At 63.4% G+C, this 18,307-nt stretch carries 15 protein-coding genes and 2 pseudogenes; 1 reads left to right on the forward strand and 16 read right to left on the reverse strand.

Going from position 1 to position 18,307, the window contains the following annotated elements; genetic code table 11:
* Positions 1 to 7: 7 nt before the first annotated feature.
* The 5 genes from SAMIE_RS21235 to SAMIE_RS21255 all read right to left on the reverse strand — a co-directional run bounded on the left by SAMIE_RS21235 (position 8) and on the right by SAMIE_RS21255 (position 4,618).
* Positions 8 to 1,003: a hypothetical protein gene (locus SAMIE_RS21235; protein ID WP_228227686.1), complete on the reverse strand. Its 996-nt coding sequence runs from the start codon at positions 1,001 to 1,003 to the stop codon at positions 8 to 10.
* 167 nt (positions 1,004 to 1,170) lie between these two features.
* The gene (locus SAMIE_RS21240) at positions 1,171 to 1,377 is read right to left on the reverse strand and encodes a PRTRC system protein C (RefSeq protein WP_030090566.1); all 207 of its coding nucleotides are present in this window, start codon (positions 1,375 to 1,377) and stop codon (positions 1,171 to 1,173) included.
* 45 nt (positions 1,378 to 1,422) lie between these two features.
* Entirely contained in the window at positions 1,423 to 1,854 is a 432-nt protein-coding gene (locus tag SAMIE_RS21245) for a PRTRC system protein E (protein WP_030090565.1), read from the reverse strand.
* 33 nt (positions 1,855 to 1,887) lie between these two features.
* Complete coding sequence (locus SAMIE_RS21250) at positions 1,888 to 3,477, reverse strand: PRTRC system ParB family protein (protein ID WP_062787881.1); 1,590 nt, start codon at positions 3,475 to 3,477, stop codon at positions 1,888 to 1,890.
* A gap of 127 nt (positions 3,478 to 3,604) precedes the next feature.
* Entirely contained in the window at positions 3,605 to 4,618 is a 1,014-nt protein-coding gene (locus tag SAMIE_RS21255) for a deazapurine DNA modification protein DpdA family protein (RefSeq protein ID WP_062787883.1), read from the reverse strand.
* An 87-nt stretch (positions 4,619 to 4,705) separates the two neighbouring features.
* Between SAMIE_RS21255 and SAMIE_RS21260 the strand changes: the two genes are divergently transcribed.
* Positions 4,706 to 5,194 carry a hypothetical protein gene (locus SAMIE_RS21260; protein WP_030090562.1) on the forward strand — a complete coding sequence of 163 codons (489 nt, stop codon included), beginning with the start codon at positions 4,706 to 4,708 and terminating at the stop codon, positions 5,192 to 5,194.
* Between the two features lie 3 nt (positions 5,195 to 5,197).
* On the opposite strand, the gene SAMIE_RS21265 is transcribed toward SAMIE_RS21260, so the two are convergent.
* The 11 genes and pseudogenes from SAMIE_RS21265 to SAMIE_RS21315 form a co-directional block, all read right to left on the reverse strand.
* Entirely contained in the window at positions 5,198 to 5,698 is a 501-nt protein-coding gene (locus tag SAMIE_RS21265) for a thermonuclease family protein (protein WP_369805560.1), read from the reverse strand.
* On the reverse strand, positions 5,698 to 5,940 hold the full coding sequence (locus tag SAMIE_RS21270; RefSeq protein WP_312844751.1) for a hypothetical protein: 243 nt from the start codon (positions 5,938 to 5,940) through the stop codon (positions 5,698 to 5,700). The genes SAMIE_RS21265 and SAMIE_RS21270 overlap by 1 nt, the downstream gene beginning before the upstream one ends.
* Complete coding sequence (locus tag SAMIE_RS21275) at positions 5,941 to 6,549, reverse strand: DUF6927 domain-containing protein (protein ID WP_062787886.1); 609 nt, start codon at positions 6,547 to 6,549, stop codon at positions 5,941 to 5,943.
* Positions 6,550 to 6,592: 43 nt separating this feature from the next.
* Positions 6,593 to 6,829: pseudogene (locus SAMIE_RS21280) on the reverse strand (zincin-like metallopeptidase domain-containing protein); the annotation flags it as partial.
* 56 nt (positions 6,830 to 6,885) lie between these two features.
* Positions 6,886 to 7,788 carry an ArdC family protein gene (locus SAMIE_RS21285; RefSeq protein ID WP_030538914.1) on the reverse strand — a complete coding sequence of 301 codons (903 nt, stop codon included), beginning with the start codon at positions 7,786 to 7,788 and terminating at the stop codon, positions 6,886 to 6,888.
* Positions 7,789 to 7,832: 44 nt separating this feature from the next.
* A complete protein-coding gene (locus tag SAMIE_RS21290; RefSeq protein ID WP_030538913.1) occupies positions 7,833 to 10,058 on the reverse strand; it encodes a site-specific integrase in 2,226 nt (741 codons plus the stop codon).
* On the reverse strand, positions 10,055 to 11,842 hold the full coding sequence (locus SAMIE_RS21295) for a hypothetical protein (RefSeq protein ID WP_030538912.1): 1,788 nt from the start codon (positions 11,840 to 11,842) through the stop codon (positions 10,055 to 10,057). Before SAMIE_RS21295 ends, SAMIE_RS21290 begins: the two co-directional genes overlap by 4 nt.
* Positions 11,839 to 13,230, reverse strand: a complete 1,392-nt coding sequence (locus SAMIE_RS21300; protein WP_030538911.1) for a tyrosine-type recombinase/integrase — start codon at positions 13,228 to 13,230, stop codon at positions 11,839 to 11,841. The genes SAMIE_RS21295 and SAMIE_RS21300 overlap by 4 nt, the downstream gene beginning before the upstream one ends.
* Before the next feature lie 168 nt (positions 13,231 to 13,398).
* A pseudogene (locus SAMIE_RS21305) lies at positions 13,399 to 14,133 on the reverse strand (ArdC family protein); the annotation flags it as partial.
* 101 nt (positions 14,134 to 14,234) lie between these two features.
* The gene (locus tag SAMIE_RS21310) at positions 14,235 to 16,340 is read right to left on the reverse strand and encodes a ParB/RepB/Spo0J family partition protein (RefSeq protein ID WP_037505400.1); all 2,106 of its coding nucleotides are present in this window, start codon (positions 16,338 to 16,340) and stop codon (positions 14,235 to 14,237) included.
* A gap of 105 nt (positions 16,341 to 16,445) precedes the next feature.
* On the reverse strand, positions 16,446 to 18,182 hold the full coding sequence (locus SAMIE_RS21315) for a strawberry notch C-terminal domain-containing protein (RefSeq protein WP_083952648.1): 1,737 nt from the start codon (positions 18,180 to 18,182) through the stop codon (positions 16,446 to 16,448).
* Positions 18,183 to 18,307 lie beyond the last annotated feature (125 nt).

The following is an 18,307-nucleotide window of genomic DNA, read 5'->3' on the forward strand; positions in this document are numbered from 1 at the left end:
GGCCTCGTTATTCGGGAGGATAGAGTTCGATGAGATGTTTGGCGGCCCGCAGCAGCCGCGCGCCGGCGGCGAGTGACGCATGCCAGACATCGATCGCGGTGGAGTGCGTCATTGGGCAAAGGCCCGTCACGTCCATGAAACCATATTCCATGCCGTGACGCCCGACGTCGTCGACCTCGACCGCGAACTGTTCGACGGGAACGAGTGTCAGCGGCGGAAGCGGCGAACATTCCTCGATACCGGGGACATATTCGTAGAGAACATCCATCTCGAGGCGCCAGGCGTGATGTTCGTCAGGCAAATTGGTGAGCGCCGCGTGGGCATCCCGCAATTCGCGCAGAGCCCGACGAAGGGCAGTCGGTAACTTCGACGTGGGCGCTGCCCTCGCGGCGAGCATCCATTCTGGCCGCCTGGCGTTCATTTCGGACGGCATGGTCTGGGCCGCGATCTCGCTGTCGTCAGCCCCATGGAGCGCAACGAGGGCCTCGCGCGCAGCGGCGTCCTCGGTCTCGCCGTCCCAATAGTACATCGAGATGTTGTCGAAGAGGTCATCGTAGCAGAAGATCGGGAGAGCACTTCCGAGCGTGCGCTCGAGCACCCGATACGCAGCCGCGCGCCACGGGATCGGCCGCTTGCTGTCCTCGATCCATCCGAGATCGAGCTGCCCGACACTGTCGCAGACGATCGCGACCGCCGGCGCCCCGCAGGATTCGCCGTTGAGCACGACGACGCGCAGGTCCGCGATCGTGCAGCTCCGCAAGCTTTCGAGGACCTCGGTCTGGAAGACCCGTTCGATATGTCGGCGCGCCTCAGGGCGCGTGCGGTGCACTGTCTCCTGCTCTTTCGAGGCGACCCAACTGCCGACGAGCTTATGGTGGGCCGCCAAAGGTCGATCGAACATCACCGGAATATCAGGGGAGATATGGACGGTCCGTCCTGCCAGATCAGCCGAGCGGAGGAAGGGAGAGTCCTGTGGGTGGCGGGATAGGATCGGCAGGACCATCCTCGCGCGTGCCCGCGTCGAGGATGATCTTCGCATGGAGGGCCTGGGCTTGTTTGCTGCAAGCAGGCCGGGAGAGTTCGGAAGTGTTGCCATGGTCGTTCTCGATCCAATGGAGCAGCGTGCAGCGCGGTGCGGCGGGGATGGCCGCCATTTGAACGCGCGCCATGTCAGCCCTTGGTGCCGACAGCTCGGCGATATTCGGTGACGTGGACACCGCCAGTAACCCCGGCATCGACCAGGTCGGCATTGAGGATCGCCGGGTAGAGGGTGGCGTGGTAGGCGCGCAGCCCCTGCGGGTCATTGGCAAGGTGCGGCGGCTGCGGGAGGTCGATACCGTCATAGCGGTAGACGCGGGCAAGATGGTCGATCTGCATCGGAATGTCCTTGTTGGAATTGCAAAGGGTGTCGGTTGCTTCCGATCACCAGAGGCTGGCGGGCTCCTCCGATTTTGCATCGGCCGGCAGGGCGCCCGCCGCTGGCGCGGCCGGCGTGCTCGCTGCGACTACCGGCTTGGCGGGTGCCGATGCCGCCTTTGCCTTCGCCGCCTCCGCAGACGCCGCGCGCGCGGCCTCGGCCGCGTCCCGCTGGGTCGCGATCTGATCGGCAAGCGCCATGCGTGTGGCAATCAGCCCACCGAGCGCCCCCTCGGCGCCCTTCGCAAGCTCTGCATCGATCTCGGCGGCCGTCGCTGTGATCGAGATCGGACGCAGCTCGCCGGCCTCGGCCTTGTGCGTTTTGCCTTCGGCGACGCGGGGAATGATGATGAGGGTAACGACACCGTCATCGCCGGCGACAAGATCGAAGGCGAGCGAATAGCTGCCCAGCATGGGCAGAAGATTGGTGATCAGCATTGTGGGATTCCTTGATTGGAAAGTTGGGCGAGGTCAGGCGGCCAGTTCGGTGACAACCTCGTCGGCCTTGGCGGGCGGAAGCGAATTGGGCGGCGCATAGCGGCCATCGAGGGCCATCGCGCTTGGCACCCGGCCAGCCCAATCGAACCCGACAGCATTCAACATGCCGGAGATCAGGTCGCCCTTCTTGGCGCCGAGCAACTTTGCGAATGCCTTCTCGCCCATGTGCGCGACCAGGCCGCTCTCGGCGGCAATGAACTTGAGCTCGTCCTTCGTGTATCGTTCGAGAAAAGCGCGATCGACCTGCCAGACTGTCCGGATGTCGATGCCGAAGGCGCCGGCGAGATCGGCGACGTGCGCGAACGACTGGACGTCCCGGGCATATGCTGCCCCGATCGCAGCCAGCACCGTGGTGGCCTGAACCTCCGATAGCTCGCGGATCTCTGCGATCTTTTCCTTGAAACCGCGATCGGGGAACGCGGCGTCGACCAGCAGTGCAGCGCGCGAGGTCAAAGTGCCTGACTTGATGTGCGAAAGCGTGCCGGTCAGCGCTGCCACGAGGATCGCCGCCTGGGCGTTCAAAGGATCGTCGGCCAGCCCGCGGGCGAGCGCCGTGCGCCATGTCGCCTCCCGCAGGTCGGTCGTGCGGCCTGCGATGGACTTTGCGGTAACACTGGGCCCGGTGCTGGTGGAAACCTTGCGCACGACGGTTCCGCGACCGACCAGAGGTGCTGAAGGCGCTGCGTCATCGGTCAGACCGCCGATCTCACCGCCGTCCTCGTTTTCGTCGCCATCGTCGGCGAGAGCGTCATCATCGCCGTCATCGTGTTCGATCGCTGCGGCGGCGTCCTCGGCCTCGGCGGCCGCCTCCGCATCACGGCGTGCAGCTTCGACCGCCTCGGTCTTTAGCTGGAAGCAGGTAGCGTTGGTGCAGTGGCCATCGTCGACATGGGTGTCGAACAGGGCGCGCTGCGTCCCTGAATTGAACGGACAGGTGGTGCATTCCGTTTTGTCGAACAGGGCATCGGCGAGGCGCTGCGTGACCTTCATGAGAAGATCGCGGGTCTTTGCGATGTCAAGGCCGGCCGCGATGATCGTCTCGAGCGCCTTGTCCTGCTTGTCGGCGGGAACGGCGGCGAGCAATTCGGCGTGTCCGACCTTGATCCGGCGCTCGTCGAGCGCGGTTTTGACGGTCTCGGAAAGGTCGGCGAGCGCGAGCCGGCGGTCCAGCTTTGCGCGGGACCAGCCAAGCCGCCGTGCAGCTTCAGCCCGGTCGCCTTGGCACGCCGCGAGATAGCGAACGGCCGCGTCCGCCTGCTCGGTCTCGGAAGGATCATCGCGATCGTCGTTTTCGGCAATCGCCGCGTCGAGCGCCTCCTGGTCGGTCATCTCCCGGATCAGGACCGGCACCTCGGCGTTTTCGCCGAAGGCTTCCATTGCGGCCCGGTAGCGGCGACCGCCCGCGACGATCGTGAAATGCTCCGGCAGGTCGGCAGCGGGCCGAACCAGCATCGGCTGCAGCATGCCTCGCAAACGCAGGGAGGCGACGAGTTCGTCATGCTTCTTCCGGTCGAAATAGCGGCGCGGATTATAGCCCACGGCAATCCGGGCGAGCGGGACCATGGCGGTCCCGACAGGGTGCGATGCGGTCAAGGCGGTTCTCCTAGTGAGAATGGCGGTGCACGCGCTTGCTCGCGACGCGCACCCTTTCGGTGAGCCTGATGCTCACCCTTCCACTCCCCCTCCCCTTTCACCGCTCCGCCGTCTGGTCATGGAAGATGTCGGCCGCCCATTGCTCGAGCCACGGCTCGAACATCTCATCATGATCAAGATCGCCGGACTCGATGAGATCGCGGATTTCGGTACGGGCCTGCGCGATTGCGGCCTCCCAGGGATCGATCGGCGGAGGATCTGCGTCAGCAGGCCGTTGCTGCGGAAGGCGGCGCGGCCGCTCGGTTAGTCGGTGGTACTGACCGGCGAGCCATTGCTCCATGTAATCGGCCACGACGCGATCGGTCTTGGAGATCCCCGCCTTCAGGGCTGCCCGACGCGCACCGACGCCATAGGCCTGGCTGTCGATCGACGCGACCCGGTGTGCGAAAGGCAGAAGGAAGGGCAGTGCCGTGCCCTTGACGCCGAATGCGTGGAGCAGAACACCGGCCGGAAGAATCTGATCGAGATGGTCGATGACCGCGATCAGGCCTTCCGGTCCGTGAATATCGCGCCGGCACATGCTTCCGACACCGATCAATGCGCCGGGGCGGAGCGAACCCCAGAGCGCATCGACACAGCGCTCATAGTCGGATGGTCGCCGGCCCTGGATCACAGGCATCAGTCTGTCGGCTATTCCGGCATCCTCGCCCAGGATGCGGCAGTCGCGATTGGCGCGGATGGTGCGCGACAGGCGGTCGAAGACTTCGTCGCGATCTCGCGCGATCTCAGCCTCGACGCAGTAATCGGCACTTGCCCACCATTGGAATGGATAGGCCGCCGCGAGCGATACATAGTCCGACAGGGACCACGGGAAGCCACCATAGCGCGCAGTCGCGACGAAGCCTGCGGAGTCCAGGCAGAGGCCGGACAAACCCCGTGCATTCTGGAGTTGCCCCAGGCGCCATCCGGTCCATTCCCGCCAGCCGCGCTTTTCGGACCAACGTGAAAGCGCGTTCGCCGAGATGAGCGCGGTCCGGCCAAGCGCGCGTGCCCGCTGAAGGATCGGCCCATCGTTCAGGTGCGGAAGGCCGACGATGACGTTGATGGGCATGATGCGCGCTCCGCTCGCAACGGAAGCACGCGGACAATTGACGGTCGCGCATGTTCACGTTACGTTCTAATGAGTAGGAGATTTGCCATGACGACGCCCAGCATCCGACACCTGTTCGATCTCGACATAACGCTGCGGGATGCGGCGCTGGATATGGAGAACCGGCCGACCCGTCGGATGATCGCCAATGCGGCGATCGGCATTCATGTCGAGGACGCCTACTATTCGGTGCGGGAGCTGCGCGAGGCGGTAAGCTGGGTGCATGAAGGGGTTTCGGCGGGCAAGCTGAAGCTGGCGGAGATCCTGGGCAATGATGGTGCCGACGATTTTCAGCGCTGCATCTATTTCTGCCTCGCCGGCCGCGGCGTGGTGTCGATGCTCGACGATCTTGAATGGCTGGAGGATCTGCTGGAGCGGCGCGGGCGCATCGCAGGCGAACAGAAGCGCCTGAAGGAGACGGTGATGCCGCTCGTGAACCCCTATGTGGCCGACGCGCCCGATGGGCCGTTGGTCAGGATGGACGGAAATTTCGAGCAGGGACCATCTTGGTGGGCCGACCCGACTTTGTCGGCCTGACCATCAGCGCTCGCAGCTCAGGCGGTTCCCGTGCCGCCAGCGCGACGGTTCGATCCAGTCTCCGGCAAAGGCCCCTGCCCTTTGCCTCCTGGCCGAAGCGAAGGCCGCATTATATGCGCGCAGGCGAGCGGGATCGTCTCTGAGATAACTCGCCTGCGGGGTCGCGAGACCCGCGCGGATAAGACGCTCTCCCAAATCCGCGCCGTCGACTGTAACGACCGCAACGGGGCGGCCATAAGAAGACGAAGACACGAGCCGGATCGTCGCGGCCTTGGAACGCAGGGCGTTCGCGGCGAAATCCTGTGCGGCCTTCCCACACTGCCAACATCCCGAGGCGCGCCGACAGAGCTGCCCGCGCTCGAATGCGTCGACCCCAAGCAACCGGAAATCGACGGCCACGGTATCGCCATCGAGCGCCCGCGCCTTCGCGTCGAAACTCTGAGACCATGAGGGCGATGTGAGAGCGGCTCCGCCCGCGAGGATGATGGCCGCCGCGATCCGGATCAAAATGTCATCTCCACCTCGACATGATCATCGGCCGCCGGCGTCGTGCAGACCCGGAATGGTTGCAGCGGATCGCCAGTGCGGACGATCGACAGCCTACCCGGCCGCTCGTCGAATAGGCGACCTGCGACGCGATTGGCGTTCTCGCGGCTGCAAAGCTGCAGACGCTTGGGCGACAATTCAAGACACGCGGCAAACATGATGGCTTCTCCCTGCTGCGGGAATGATACTGGCTGACGCACTCATGCAAAGATCGTCTTGTGAACCTTAGTGACCGGCAGGATCGTCCAGTCGCGCTCCATGAACCGGCTGATCGCATAGCCGCAGCGAGTCGCGGGATCGCGGAAACTCAGGCGGCGGCCGCGCTTCACGACGATAAATTCGTCACCCACATGACCATCGGAGAAGGTCAGCGCCTGGGCCAGTTTGATCCGGTCGCCGTCCTCGATCTTGCGCGATCGGCGGGCCAGGTTGGCACGGCACCGCGCGCGCCAGTCGAGGGCGTGCTCCCGGTCGGTCGGGGTCAGAAGGTCGAGAATGTGGCGGGGACAGCTATCCTCATAGGGGCCGACAGATTCGTCCATATCCTTGTAGCCGAAATGCTCGCCGGACTTGCTTTTGGGATTCCACATCACCTTGCAGACGATCGCGAAAACCTCCTTGCCGACGCCGTCGATCATCACCTGAGCCGCAGCATAATAGGTGCGATTCTGGGGGCAGGATGAGGCGAGCACCTTCAGTCCCTTGATCGTCCCGTCCGCCTCGCGGCTATAGGTGAATTGCGCGTCCAGATAATCCTTGGCGGTCTTGTGTCCGCCCATGTGGAAACGGGACATGGTGAGCCAGCCCATCGGTATCTCCTGTGATGTCGGGGAAAATTCGGATTAGCGGCGGTCAGGCCGCCTCGAGGATCTGCCTGACCCCCTCGGCCGATGACGCCGTGTCGTCGCTGTCGCCAAACGCCAGAAGGTAGTTGAAGGCCTGCTCAGCTTTCGAGGCGGCGTGAATGATTGCGGTCTTGTCCGCGCGCAAAATGCCGAGCCAGTGGGCGACGTAGCTCGCATGATTGTCGTGCAGTTCGTTCGGCAGATCCAAATGCGCGCAAATCAGGCCGCTTCCGATCTCTGCTACATATCCTGACAGTCCAGCCCTAATGTGACTTCCACCGCAAATTTTCGGGGCGCGGATCATGCGGCCATCTCCTCAGGCTGGGGCTGCTGGGCGTGCATCCAGTCGGCGGCCGCCTGCGCCTTGCTGGCGGCGGTGAAGATGGCACGAGGGTCGTCTTTGAGTGCGCGCAACCACGATGCTACGTAGGCGGCATGATCGGCCCGCGGATGGTGAGCGATCCCGAGGTCGGCGAGCACGAACGATGCGGTCAGTTCAGCGCAAATTTCCTCGATCGCCAAGCTGTCGCGCTTGAAACGTTCGGCAAAGTTGCGGTCGAGCCGGTGCTTTGCCCCTGTGGCGTGGGCCGCCTCATGCAAAAGCGTGCCCATCTGTGCTGATGCATCCCGAAACGAGGCAAAGGTCGGCATGAAGATGTGATCGAGGTCGATCCGGTAGTGCGCATCGTAGGCGCCCTCGGTGACCGGGATCTTGAGGGCCGCGACGAAAGCTTCGGCGTGCCCGAACCGCTCGCCCTCGGGTAGAACTGCGACAGGTGAGGGTTCATAGCCCTCGACCTGGGCGAGGTTGAACACGGTGAAGGCCCGCGCGAACATGCGGCCGGGTCCGGCTTCGCCATCGTCATGATCATCATCGGTGCGCGATGCGGCCTGTTTCCAGAACACAACCGTCGTTCCGCGTTCACCTTTGCGGACCTGTGCGCCAAGCGATGCCCACTGGCGATAGGTCCCCCAAAGACCGCTGGAATAGGCAGCCGCTTCGGCTGCGATCCAGAGCGCGAGCACGTTGACGCCGCGATAGCGGCGGCGGGAGGTGACGTTCTGCGGCCTGGTGGTGGCAGCGCCATCATGGTGCCAGGGCATACGCCAATCGCCGGCACCGGCTTCGATGGCACATACAATCTCGGTAGTAATGCGCGAATAGACGTCGGCTCGCGGCGTAGCAGGGTAGGATCGGGACATGGCAGGTCTCCACGACGGGCGGAGGGAAACTGTCTTCCGCTCCTTCAATCCGTCACCCGCAAACCCGCCTCCTCTTCCTCTCCCGCCATACCGTTATGCGGTGTGGCGGTACCCGGTGCGATCTGTTCAAGAACACGCTGGATTCTGGCCACCTCGGCCTGAAGCGTCACCCGCTGCGGCTCTGGAAGCCGCTTCTCGCGCAACAACAACCGTGCCTCATCAGCACCGCGCTGCCATGCCGGGCGATGCCGTTCGGCGATGCAGGCATTGGGGCAGCGGACCGGTTCGCACATGGAGATCATTGGCCCGCTTGCGCCTGGCTCCGAACTCCGGTTCAGGCACAGGGCAGTTGCCGGATCAAAGAAGCAATCGGCCAGCGGGCCGACATGCAATGTCCGCGCGAGACTGCCCAGCATGGTGCGCAGACGTGGACGGTCGGCAATCATGGCAGGTAGCGGCGCCAACTCGTGGGCGGCAGTATCAAGCACAACTCCGACCCTGTTCGCGGCAGGTCCGCCAAGGCGTGCGCCACTTTGCCGCTCGTCGAAGTAGACAAGGATATCGTCGATCTGCCCGAGCGCACGCTGGGCTTCGATCTCTCCCCGAAATCCGGACCGGCTGCTGCCAGCATAGCCTTCGAAAGCCGCAACGCTGGCATGCTTGTACTGGATCATGCCGGCAATTGTTCCGAAGGGCCGGTTGGCGATGTGCCAGGCGATTGTGCGGCGAAACTGACGCGTTGTCAGACGCCATGGTCGGCCGTCGGGTCCGGCAGGAATGACGGGTGCCTGCGCGGATCCGAATTGGTCATTGAGGTGATCGCGGAACCGGTTGAGTTGCCGGACTATCTCTGCAGAGACGTGCGTCTTGGTATTGGCCCGGAGCGTGAGGACTGGCCACAGGGTCGTTGTTCCGCGCGCTTGCCCTGCACGCGCGGAAAGGCGTTCGAGGACATCGATGGCTTCAGCGACTGGCGCGATGGTAACCCACTCGGTCTCCTCGCCGCCGCCGCGCTTGCCCTTGTAAGCAGTGGACTTGATACGATGCCGCAAGATCGTACCGTCTTCGGCTTTGGTAATAGACAGGCATCCCTGCCTCATGGCTTGGATCTCGCTGTCCCGCATGCCTGAGAGAAAGGCACATACGATATAGGCTGCGGACTGCAGCATGACTTCCTCGAGGGGCAAAACCTTGGCATCGAAGCGGGTGCGCCAAGGCAGGCCAGTATCGGGATCGGCAGAAATGGGCGTATCCATGCCGCCGATCTCGGTGCCGAGTTCTGCGATGGCAGCGGCGATGAGGTCTGGTGCACCGGTGGCGAGGCCAAGGTGCATGGCAGGTTCGGCCTGCGCGTTGATACCGGCATGGAGGTGGATCAGGTGGTAGTTGATCGGCGGCGTGACGGCGCCGGTTTGCGGGTCTGTTCGCGTTGCGCCGTTATGTGCCGTGGTCCAGATCGGAATGCCGCGCCCATGCTGCCGCAAGGATGCAACATAGTCGAGAAGGCGTTCGCGTTGCCGTAACCGACGAACAGCGGGATCCAGACCTTCCCCAGCGGCAATCAGACGGTTGCGCGTTGCTTCAAGGCGATCGAGTTCCGCCCGTGCGGCAAGGATATCGCCTGCGTGGCAGGTCACGTAGCGCAACGACCAGGAGAGCAGCGGCGTCATGATCGATTCGGGAATGCGCGGCGTCCGGTTCTCCCCTGCAATATGCTTTGCGCCCGCCACGGAAAACGGACTTCGTCCCGGCCACGGTTCGAAGGACAGGTGCGCAGTCGGCAGATGATGCTGCAACTCGTGCAGGTCAAAGACGATCCGCAGCAGCGCTGCCGCTACAACTGGGCGCAGCCCGGCAAGGCGCAAAGATCCGGCGTAGCGATCGACCAGAGCCTGATCGACCCGGCCGAGATCGAAACGCCCCAGCTGAGCCTTCACGAAGTCGAAAAAGCGCAAGGTCCGGTTGGCCTCGCCGCGCACCCCGGCCGGCTCAAGCCGCGAACGGTGACCGGGGAGATCGACATTGAGCCGCGCATGGAGAATCTGGCGCAGGGCATCAGCAATAGATGGGTCTTCAATACCGCCGAAATGTACCGTGACATGGCAGCGCCGCGCGTTGTCGCGAAATACGCCGGGAGCCAGATCCCACACCGGATCGCCGTATCGTGAAATATGCGCGCGATCGCAGCCGGGGCGCAAAGGCGCGGACATAAGCACAGGGAGGGCATCGCGCTCATCGTCGCTCTCCGCCAGAAGCTGGACAACGGTCATACCCGTGCCTCTGGCGGCAGATAGACCGTGGGAGGGTCGTTCGCGACTTGCGCACGGGCCCTTGCCACGACGCCTTCGGCGAAGGCAGGCAGGATCTGCTGAACGATGCGATCATGGGCATGACCAAACTTGGCGGTCCAATCAGCGGCACTCAGGCCGATCCGCTGAGCGTCGACGAAGGAGAGAAAGGCGAGAATGGCAGGCAGCTTGCGCGCGGTAATGACCGCGTTGCGGCAATCGAGGCAGGCCCAGAACGGTGTTGGGCATGGCGTGCCGACGGATGCGAAGGGACTGGAATAGAAGTTGCCACAGCTTGCAAGCCAGACGTCTTGTTCGCCATCGAGCAGTGCGGTTGAAATGCCCCCATCATCGGGATCAGGGCTTGCCAACTTGCCGCGCAGCCGGTCCTCGTCTTGAGGAGGCAGGATCATTGGACCAGCGAGCGCCTCTTCGAGGGCATCTGCCACGGTTTGCTCGTGCAGCGGTCTGAGGGAGGGAATATCGGCGTAGTGCCGTGCCGCGATATCGACGGTATGACCTACGGCGAAGCGGGCCATGTGGCCTTCGGTCTTCAGATACCACAAGGCCTTGTGCGTCTTGCGCAGATACGAAAGACACAGATGGAGCGGTTTACCCTGATCATCGGTAATACAATGGCGCTGCGTCCAGGCACTGACCTTCAAGCGCAGTTGACGAATACCTGCGGTGATCTCGCCCGGCTGAAAATAGACCCAAAGGTTATCGCTAAAGTTATGGACCCTGGCCTTGGACGATAGGGCGATGATGCGTCGGATCAGACCGCCAGGGGTGGATGAGCCGCGATCACGCACCCGGATTGTCTTGTGCTCGGCACCGTGTGCCCGCAGCTTGGTGTAGGCGATATCGACGGTACCACCTGCGGCATTGCGCAGACAATCGAGGGTGAGCGACTTGCAGCACTCCAGCTCAAGCCCTGTCTCGAGTAAGAGCAGAACAAGAAGCGGGACGATATCGTCGGCAGTAAGATAGTGGGCTGCGTGGAGGCTCAGGTTAAGCCTGTCACTGGTGAGATCGCGCTTTTTGCGCAGCTTGTACAGGCTCTGAAACGTGGGATCACGGTAGCCCAGAACACCGTATGTCTCGATGGCAGCATGGGCTTTGCAATATGCGCCATCGATCTGCGCCACCTCATCGATCTGTGGCCCCGATCGCAAGCGGGCCTCGATCGCAGCAATATCCGCGCGTGCCGCATCGCGCAGCTGGCGGGCTACATACGGACTGTAGGCATCGCGTGGACGGGAACGAACGTGTGCGTGTGAGCTGACGTAGCGCAGTCGTTCCCGCAAGCCGCAATCGACAAGCTCAGGGCTGTCGTCCGCGATGCGACGTAGGACGGAAACGACCTTGGCGACATAGGTTTGTCCATGCACGCGAGACTTGCCCTGCGCGCTGAGCCATGTCTCAAATCCATCGATGTGATGGGCGCGAAGGTCAGCAGGGCCGTTGATCCGGTCGCCTGTCCCGGCCAGGTAGGCAAAGAAGCTTGGCAGCTGGTTGGCGTATGTCTTGAGGGAGGAACGTACCATGATGGGGCCGCGCGGTGCGGCCAGCTTGAACAGGCTCCGGGCAAAAGCGAGCGCCAGGCCGCGCGGCCGCAAGCCCGTGAAATCGACGAGCAGCTCGCCGCCATATAAGGGATGAATCATGAAGCGCAGCGTGCTGATCTGCGACCATGGATCGGCTTGGGGCGCAGCCGCCTCGGTCTCGAAGCTGACCTTGCGTCCTTTGCGTGGAGCAGCGCTCATGATCGAAGATAGCCTGGTACGAGTGCCAACAGCTCTTCGACTGCCGCATCGACGGTATCGGCACGCGTGGCGAGGTGATCCAGATAAATAGAGGTCGTCGCGAGGCTCGAATGGCCAAGCAATCGCTGGACCTGTTGAAGCGGATCGCCGACCAGCTGGCGATAACCTTCCATGGCGCCCACTGGTGCCGCTGCGTCGGCGAGGCGGCGCTGGATCAGCATGGCCAGCATGTGGACTGCAAAGGAATGCCGGAGTTGATGGGGGCTAAGCCGGACCGGGATGCCTGCGTCCGTGCAACGGCGGCTTGCCCGTGCGAAGATCGCTTCCCACGAGTTGGGCAACACAGGATGGCCCACCTCGGTCAGCCAGAGGACCGCGGCTTCGCGCGGCGTTCCATCGTCAGCGCAAATAACAAGCCTTGCGCGTTCATCCGGTGTGACGACCTCCATGTCCATCGTGCCACCGCCAACGAGAGGCAATGCGCGCTGCCCGAATGAGGGGCTGTGGATGAAGATCGGGCGGTCGATGGCTTCCCAGCCACGGCGCTGTGCGAACTTGGCGACGGCCGCCGCTCGCTCAACGGCGATGTAGGCGTCAAACACCGGCAACAAACGGCGCGGTAGCAGCATGCTTCGCCCCCTGTCACCCTTGGTAAGTGCCGCCGGAAGCTCGACCCGCCGCTGACGTTCCGAGCGGGCGTCGCAAACCGGAATCTCAGCTGCGAGCAAGTGGGATGCCTCTTCCAGGCGCAGGCCGGTGGTGACCAGCAGATCGGCGAACAGCGCGTTGCGCGCGCCATTGCGGTCACGCGCTCCAGGACGCTCGGTCCCTTCAACGGTCAGGCCGCGCAAACCAACTTCCCGGAAGGCGCGGTAATCGGTGAGATCGATGAAACGGACGTCGGAACGACGGGCTGCGCGCTCATAGGCGTCATTGCGGCCCGTGACTGCCGCCCGGCGCCCATCGTGCGATCGTCGCCAGACCTGACGATGCGTAAAAGGTGTACGCTCGATCAGACCCTCCCGTTCGGCCCATCGATAAAGCTTGTCGAGCGAGGCAATCGCCCGGTTCCACGTCGATGCCGAAATCCGGAACTCAGCATCGCTGCGCCGCCGGGCACGATGATAGGCACCGACATCATTGGCATCGGCTTGCCAAACAGACTTGCCACGGGCCGAAGCGAGAAAGCGAACCCAGACCAGAACATCATAGCCATGGGCGCGCAACGAGTGTCGCGAACGCGAACCGTTCAGCGGCAAATCGAGGAAGTAGCGCTCAAGGTGGAGATCATAGATCGCACCATCACGCAGGATTACCGGGATGTAGGAGTCCAGGCCATCCGCCGTCCGGCGCTCCTGAATGACGATCGACGCACCTGAAGTATCCACAGCTTGTCAGTCCCTCCCCCAGACCCCCTCCCAACTCCAGATCGCACACGTTGCGCGCCTGCGGGACGGTGGTCATCAGGCCGGATTACGCCAGCTTATGGATAGCGCTTCATCCGGCCTGATGCCCCCCTGCGTTGCGCCAAAACATACCGTTCAAGTGTGCGTGAGGCACGGTGCAGACTGTCCAGATAAAGCCACAAGCTCCTCGAAACTATAAGCTTTGTCGCCGAACCGCTTGCCGAAGGTCCGGGCAAGGCGCGAGCTGCCGCCTGACCAATGAACGGTCTCGTGTGCCCTCACCGAGGCGTAATGATCCATCGTTGTGAATGACCGCCGGTGCGGCATCTGGATGAAATCAAATGTCGGGTGGAAGAAGGCGCGATCGCCGCCATGTCGAACATCTGCCGGCACATGATCGAAGAACTCGTCGATGGCAGCTTGCCGCGCAGATGGATCGATCGGCGCAGGGGTCGCGTCGTCCGGATAGAAATAGGCGGGCAGCCCATCGATCTGATCGGCGTTGAACACGAGATAATGGCGAAGGAAACGAATGCTGCGTTCGCTCTCGGCACCGGTCACCCGGTCCGACTCGGTCTTTTTGAAGCTCGAATAATAGACCGAGAGCGAGCCGTGCTCCCCCCGGCGAACATGGCCGCCGAGCGCTTCGGCCTGGCGATACGTCATCCAGTAGCGCGAGCGATAGCCGTTCGCGTCTGCGATCGCCCAAAGATAGACCGTGTTGATCCCGGTATAGGGCGTGCCGCAGTGTCGGAGCGGACGGCCACCGGCGCCGGCAACCCGCCAGGGCCGAGTCCAGGGCGGGACGCCTTCTTCCAGCTTTCTGATGATGAGGTTGGTGATTTCGGCCGCGACGTCGCGGCTCGGACGGGCTTTCGCAGGCATGGCTGATGCTCCAGCGGGATGACGATGGGGTTCGGGAGAGGCAAGCGTGCGGGAGGGGACGATCGCGCAAGTGGCGCCGACCGCCCCCCTGTCCTGCTGGGTCAGGCTTCGACCGGCTCGATCACCGTATCGTCCGCGACCGAAGCGCCTTCCGCCATGTGATCATCCGACAACGCAGAGCGATCCGGCTCGCCACCGAGACGATCGGTCGGGCACGGGGCCGCAGCACCAAAGCGCATCGCGTCCGGCACCCATGCGAGCACAGCGTCCTTCGTCTCGGGCTCGACAATGGCCGCCCCGGCGAAGAGTTTTTCACAGCTCTCCGAGATCTCCGCCTTCTTCAGGGTGGCGTGCCGAGCCGTCAGCGCGCCGCCGCCGACGTCATGAAGCAGGCTCAAAATGCTGCCCTTGTTGACCCGATCGAAGAAGTTTTCCGCGGTCGGACGCCACCAGCTCGCAACGTCGATCTCGAGGATCGAGGCCAATCGATTGTGGATCGCGACCTGGCCGCTGGCCCCGCGCGGCTTGGCCTCGATCGACATGGCAACGATATAGGCCAGCCACTGCGCCTTGCTGTCGTCATCGAGCGCGCGAAACCCTTCGAACCGATCGATTTCGTGATCGTGGTCGCACCATCCGGCATCAAGGCCATCATGCGCTTCGGCCAGGTAGGACCGGGCGCGTGAGCCGGGCAAATCCGCCGTGACGGGATCCTGCGGGGCATCAGCGCAGATGGTGGTGCCATATTGAACGATCTCGTCGGCAGAACCGCCGCCGGCGAAAACCCGGGCGTCGATCATGACGAACAGCGCGTAATCGAGCGCGAGCGCCGGCTGAGCGAGCAGACAGGATGCGAGAATATCGCGGCGTTGTATGGCAAGCTCGTCGTAGAGCCGATTGCTGAGCGGCTTGCCGCCAGGTGCCACAGCTTCGGGTCGGCGAGCTGGCTCGGGCGAATCCTTCACGCCGACGCGAAACCTGCCCGCCCCGCCCTCGTCGGGTTCGCCGGGATTTCCGCCGCCCGCATCATCGATCGCGTCGGGTTCTTCGACGATGAGCTCCTGCTCGCTATAAAATTGGGTGTCGAGACGCATCTCGCCCTGCGGCGTCAGAAGCAGAAACGCGCCGACATGCGGCCGCAGCTCATCTGGCAGCACGGGCGCGCGATGCTCGATCGCCTCGGCCTCGGCGATCAGTCGGTCATCCTCCTGGTCCAGGGCCTTGTAGGCATCGGGCGAGATGGATTCGTCCTGCATTTCGGCCTCGAGCTCGGCGCGGCGCGCCTCGATCTCGCCAAGGCGGGCGGATTGCTCCTCGGTGAGCGCGGGCGGCTGCAGGATGGCACGGTAGAGGCCGTGGGCGGCGTTGTGGGCGTAGTTGCTGGCGATCGGCCTGATCCAGGCAAGGCCCGTCTCCTCACCGATGCGTCTCGCTTCGGCCTCCATGATGTCGCCGGCGAGACGGTGCGCGATCTCGGGATTGTTCCAGCGGTCGTTGCCGTCGGTGAAGAGGTCGCCATCGACCTTGCCGCCTGCCGCGCGATACCGCTCCTCGCCGACCAGAATCGCGATCGGATCGCTGGCCTTGAGCGTCTCATTGGCGATGACGCGGCGGATGGTGTCGGCCGTTACGTGGCCATTCTGGTAGCTGTTCCAGACCAGAAGCTGCTTGTCGTGGCTTTCGGTCGACGCATAGGCTTTGGCGATGTCGAGCGTGATCTCGCTTTTGCTCAAGGCGTCGAAGATCGGCGCTGCCAGCGAGGCGAGGCGCAGGCGCCCCTCGACGAAGCGACGTGTCACGCCGAAACGCTTTGCGACAGCATCGAGATCGCCGGTCGAGCCGATGAAGTGCTGAAAGGCGCGGCATTCCTCGGCGGGGGTCATCTTGAGCTGATGGAAGTTGGTCGCCGTGGACGTTTCGGACAATTCGGCATCGTCGCCGGTAAGGATCATGACGGGGACATCGAAATCGGCTTCCGAGATCGTACCGCGCTCGGCGAGCAGGCGAAGCGCGCGCCAACGGCGTCCGCCATCGAAGACCTCGAAGGTGCCGCGCGGCTTTTTGGCGGGCGTGACGAGCAGATTCTGAAGGACGCCCTTGGCCTCGATACTGGCGGCCATGGGTTCAATCTGAAGCTGTTCGTCCGGTGCGGTACGGACGTTGATCGGCGAGAGCCGCAGCTTGGCGAGTTTGATGGTCTGGATCACCGGGGTCACTCCTCTTGGCGTCCGGCAATTCCCGGACACCACCCCGTTCCCCCTTCCCTCTTTCCCAAGAGCGGCCTCGGTCGTTTGACCAAGGGCGACCCGCGCTCACCCAGGATCGGCGAGAATGCGCCCAAGGATGTCGGCGGCGATGCTCACCGGAAGGAACACCCGTGTCCGGTACTGAATGATCTCGGTGAAGCAGCCCAAGGATTTCAGCCAGGCGAGCTGATCCGACGGCGCCCCGACTATCTCGATGCGATGATTTCGGTTCACCATCGCGCGGCGGATCGTCATGGGGAATGGGCGGGCAACATCAACGCTTCGACCGGAATGGGCCGATTTGATGATGTCCGAGGGCGGCAGGTTCTCGGCGCGATCGATGCCGAGCTTGGTGAAAAGCTGGACAACGTGCTCGTCGAAAACGAGGCGGCCGAGCCAGCTATTTCCCGCTTTGTCAGCGATGCGGTTGACCACCAGATGATCGCTGGGCAGCGCCGACCAGATCGGCAGAAGCAAGCCGGTCGCGAGGCGGATCGTCTCGGTGTCGACCTTGTTCGCCGCTTCATCGGCTTCGGCCTGCCATTTCGCGCAGAAGGCGTCCCGATCGACTATTTTCCAGGCGCTCTCGAAGAGCTCATGCTCGCGGATATATTCCCGCCGGGTCGGCCTCGTCAGCTCGAAGCGCGGGATCGGCGTTCCGTCCTTCTCCTCCATGAGCGCTCGGGCGCGGGTCTGCAGCGCGACCATCCCCGACTTGGCGTTGAGCAGAAATACGGCGGTGCTATCGCTGTCGGCGATACGCAGCACGCGCTCCAAGGTGACAGGGGTCCGCCGCCGCGCGATCTCGATGGTCAGCAAGTGCGACGTCGCCCCGCTGACCGGGTCGGTCCGGAGCAGTGTGTCGTCGATCAAGGTGGCGGAATCGACGAGGATCGTCTCGACACCGACATCGAGCCGGCCAGCCTCCCTCGCCGCCGATACCCGTGTCTCGACCAGGGACAGAAACTCATCGAAGATGCTGTTCTGCAGGCCGATGGGAAGCGCGAGGATGCGATTTAGCCATCGCTGGATGGGCGGCAGTTCCTCTTTCAGGACGCCGTCCTTGTCGCAGAGCTCGAGACCGGTCCGATCCTCGAATTCCGAATGCGAGATGCTCTTGAGCTTGCCATCGACCAGCAAGTGGAACCACGTCACCAGCGCAGCGCAAGCATATTCGCTCTCCAGATTATCAGCCGGGTCGAAGAGATTCTGACCGCCGGTCTGGCGCTGACCCCGTGTGAGTGCGCCGAGGCTGTCGAGCCGCCTCGCAATCGTGCTGGTGAAGCGGAGTTCGCCTTTGCAGTCGGTCGTGACGGGCCGGAACAGTGGCGTGCTCGCCTGATGGGTCCGATGGGTTCGGCCAAGGCCCTGAATGGCGCGGTCCGCGCGCCAGCCCGGCTCGAGCAACAGATGGACGCGTTGCTCCTGGTTCGGCACGTCCATTGATGCGTGATAGGATCGCCCCGTCCCGCCGGCGTCCGAGAAAATGAGGACGCGCTTCAGCCCCTGCATGAAGGCCGCGGCCTCGGCCTGACTGGTACGGGTCGAACGGGTTTCCAGCTTCTGCCGGCCGTCGCCCGTCGAGATTAGGCGTTTTGTCCGCCCAGTGACTTCCGCGACACGATCATGCCCGAAATGCTCCAGGATGCCGTCGAGCGCCGACATGATCGGCGGCAATGCGCAAAGATGCTCGATCATCAGCGCGCGGGCAGCTTCGGCTTCGGGATTGTAGACGGGATTACCCGTCTCGTCCGTCATCGGCTCGGAGCGCTGCGTGCCTGTGTCGTCGGTGAAGACGCGCATTTGGCGAGTAGGGAAAGCGCGCTCGAGATAATCGATGACATATTCTTTGCAGTCGAGATTTATGTCGAGCGGTTCGCACGCAGGCGCGGATTTACGGGATGAAGACATCGATTTTACTCCAGATA

This window comes from Sphingobium amiense, assembly GCF_003967075.1.
GTDB lineage: Bacteria > Pseudomonadota > Alphaproteobacteria > Sphingomonadales > Sphingomonadaceae > Sphingobium > Sphingobium amiense.

Coding starts and splice junctions, on each gene's coding strand:
- SAMIE_RS21235 (WP_228227686.1), bottom strand. CDS start 1,003: ATGGTCCTGCCGATCCTATCCCGCCACCCACAGGACTCTCCCTTCCTC.
- SAMIE_RS21240 (WP_030090566.1), bottom strand. CDS start 1,377: ATGCAGATCGACCATCTTGCCCGCGTCTACCGCTATGACGGTATCGAC.
- SAMIE_RS21275 (WP_062787886.1), bottom strand. CDS start 6,549: ATGGGCTGGCTCACCATGTCCCGTTTCCACATGGGCGGACACAAGACC.
- SAMIE_RS21290 (WP_030538913.1), bottom strand. CDS start 10,058: ATGACCGTTGTCCAGCTTCTGGCGGAGAGCGACGATGAGCGCGATGCC.
- SAMIE_RS21315 (WP_083952648.1), bottom strand. CDS start 18,182: ATGCGCGTCTTCACCGACGACACAGGCACGCAGCGCTCCGAGCCGATG.
- SAMIE_RS21255 (WP_062787883.1), bottom strand. CDS start 4,618: ATGCCCATCAACGTCATCGTCGGCCTTCCGCACCTGAACGATGGGCCG.
- SAMIE_RS21260 (WP_030090562.1), top strand. CDS start 4,706: ATGACGACGCCCAGCATCCGACACCTGTTCGATCTCGACATAACGCTG.
- SAMIE_RS21245 (WP_030090565.1), bottom strand. CDS start 1,854: ATGCTGATCACCAATCTTCTGCCCATGCTGGGCAGCTATTCGCTCGCC.
- SAMIE_RS21285 (WP_030538914.1), bottom strand. CDS start 7,788: ATGTCCCGATCCTACCCTGCTACGCCGCGAGCCGACGTCTATTCGCGC.
- SAMIE_RS21295 (WP_030538912.1), bottom strand. CDS start 11,842: ATGAGCGCTGCTCCACGCAAAGGACGCAAGGTCAGCTTCGAGACCGAG.
- SAMIE_RS21250 (WP_062787881.1), bottom strand. CDS start 3,477: ATGGTCCCGCTCGCCCGGATTGCCGTGGGCTATAATCCGCGCCGCTAT.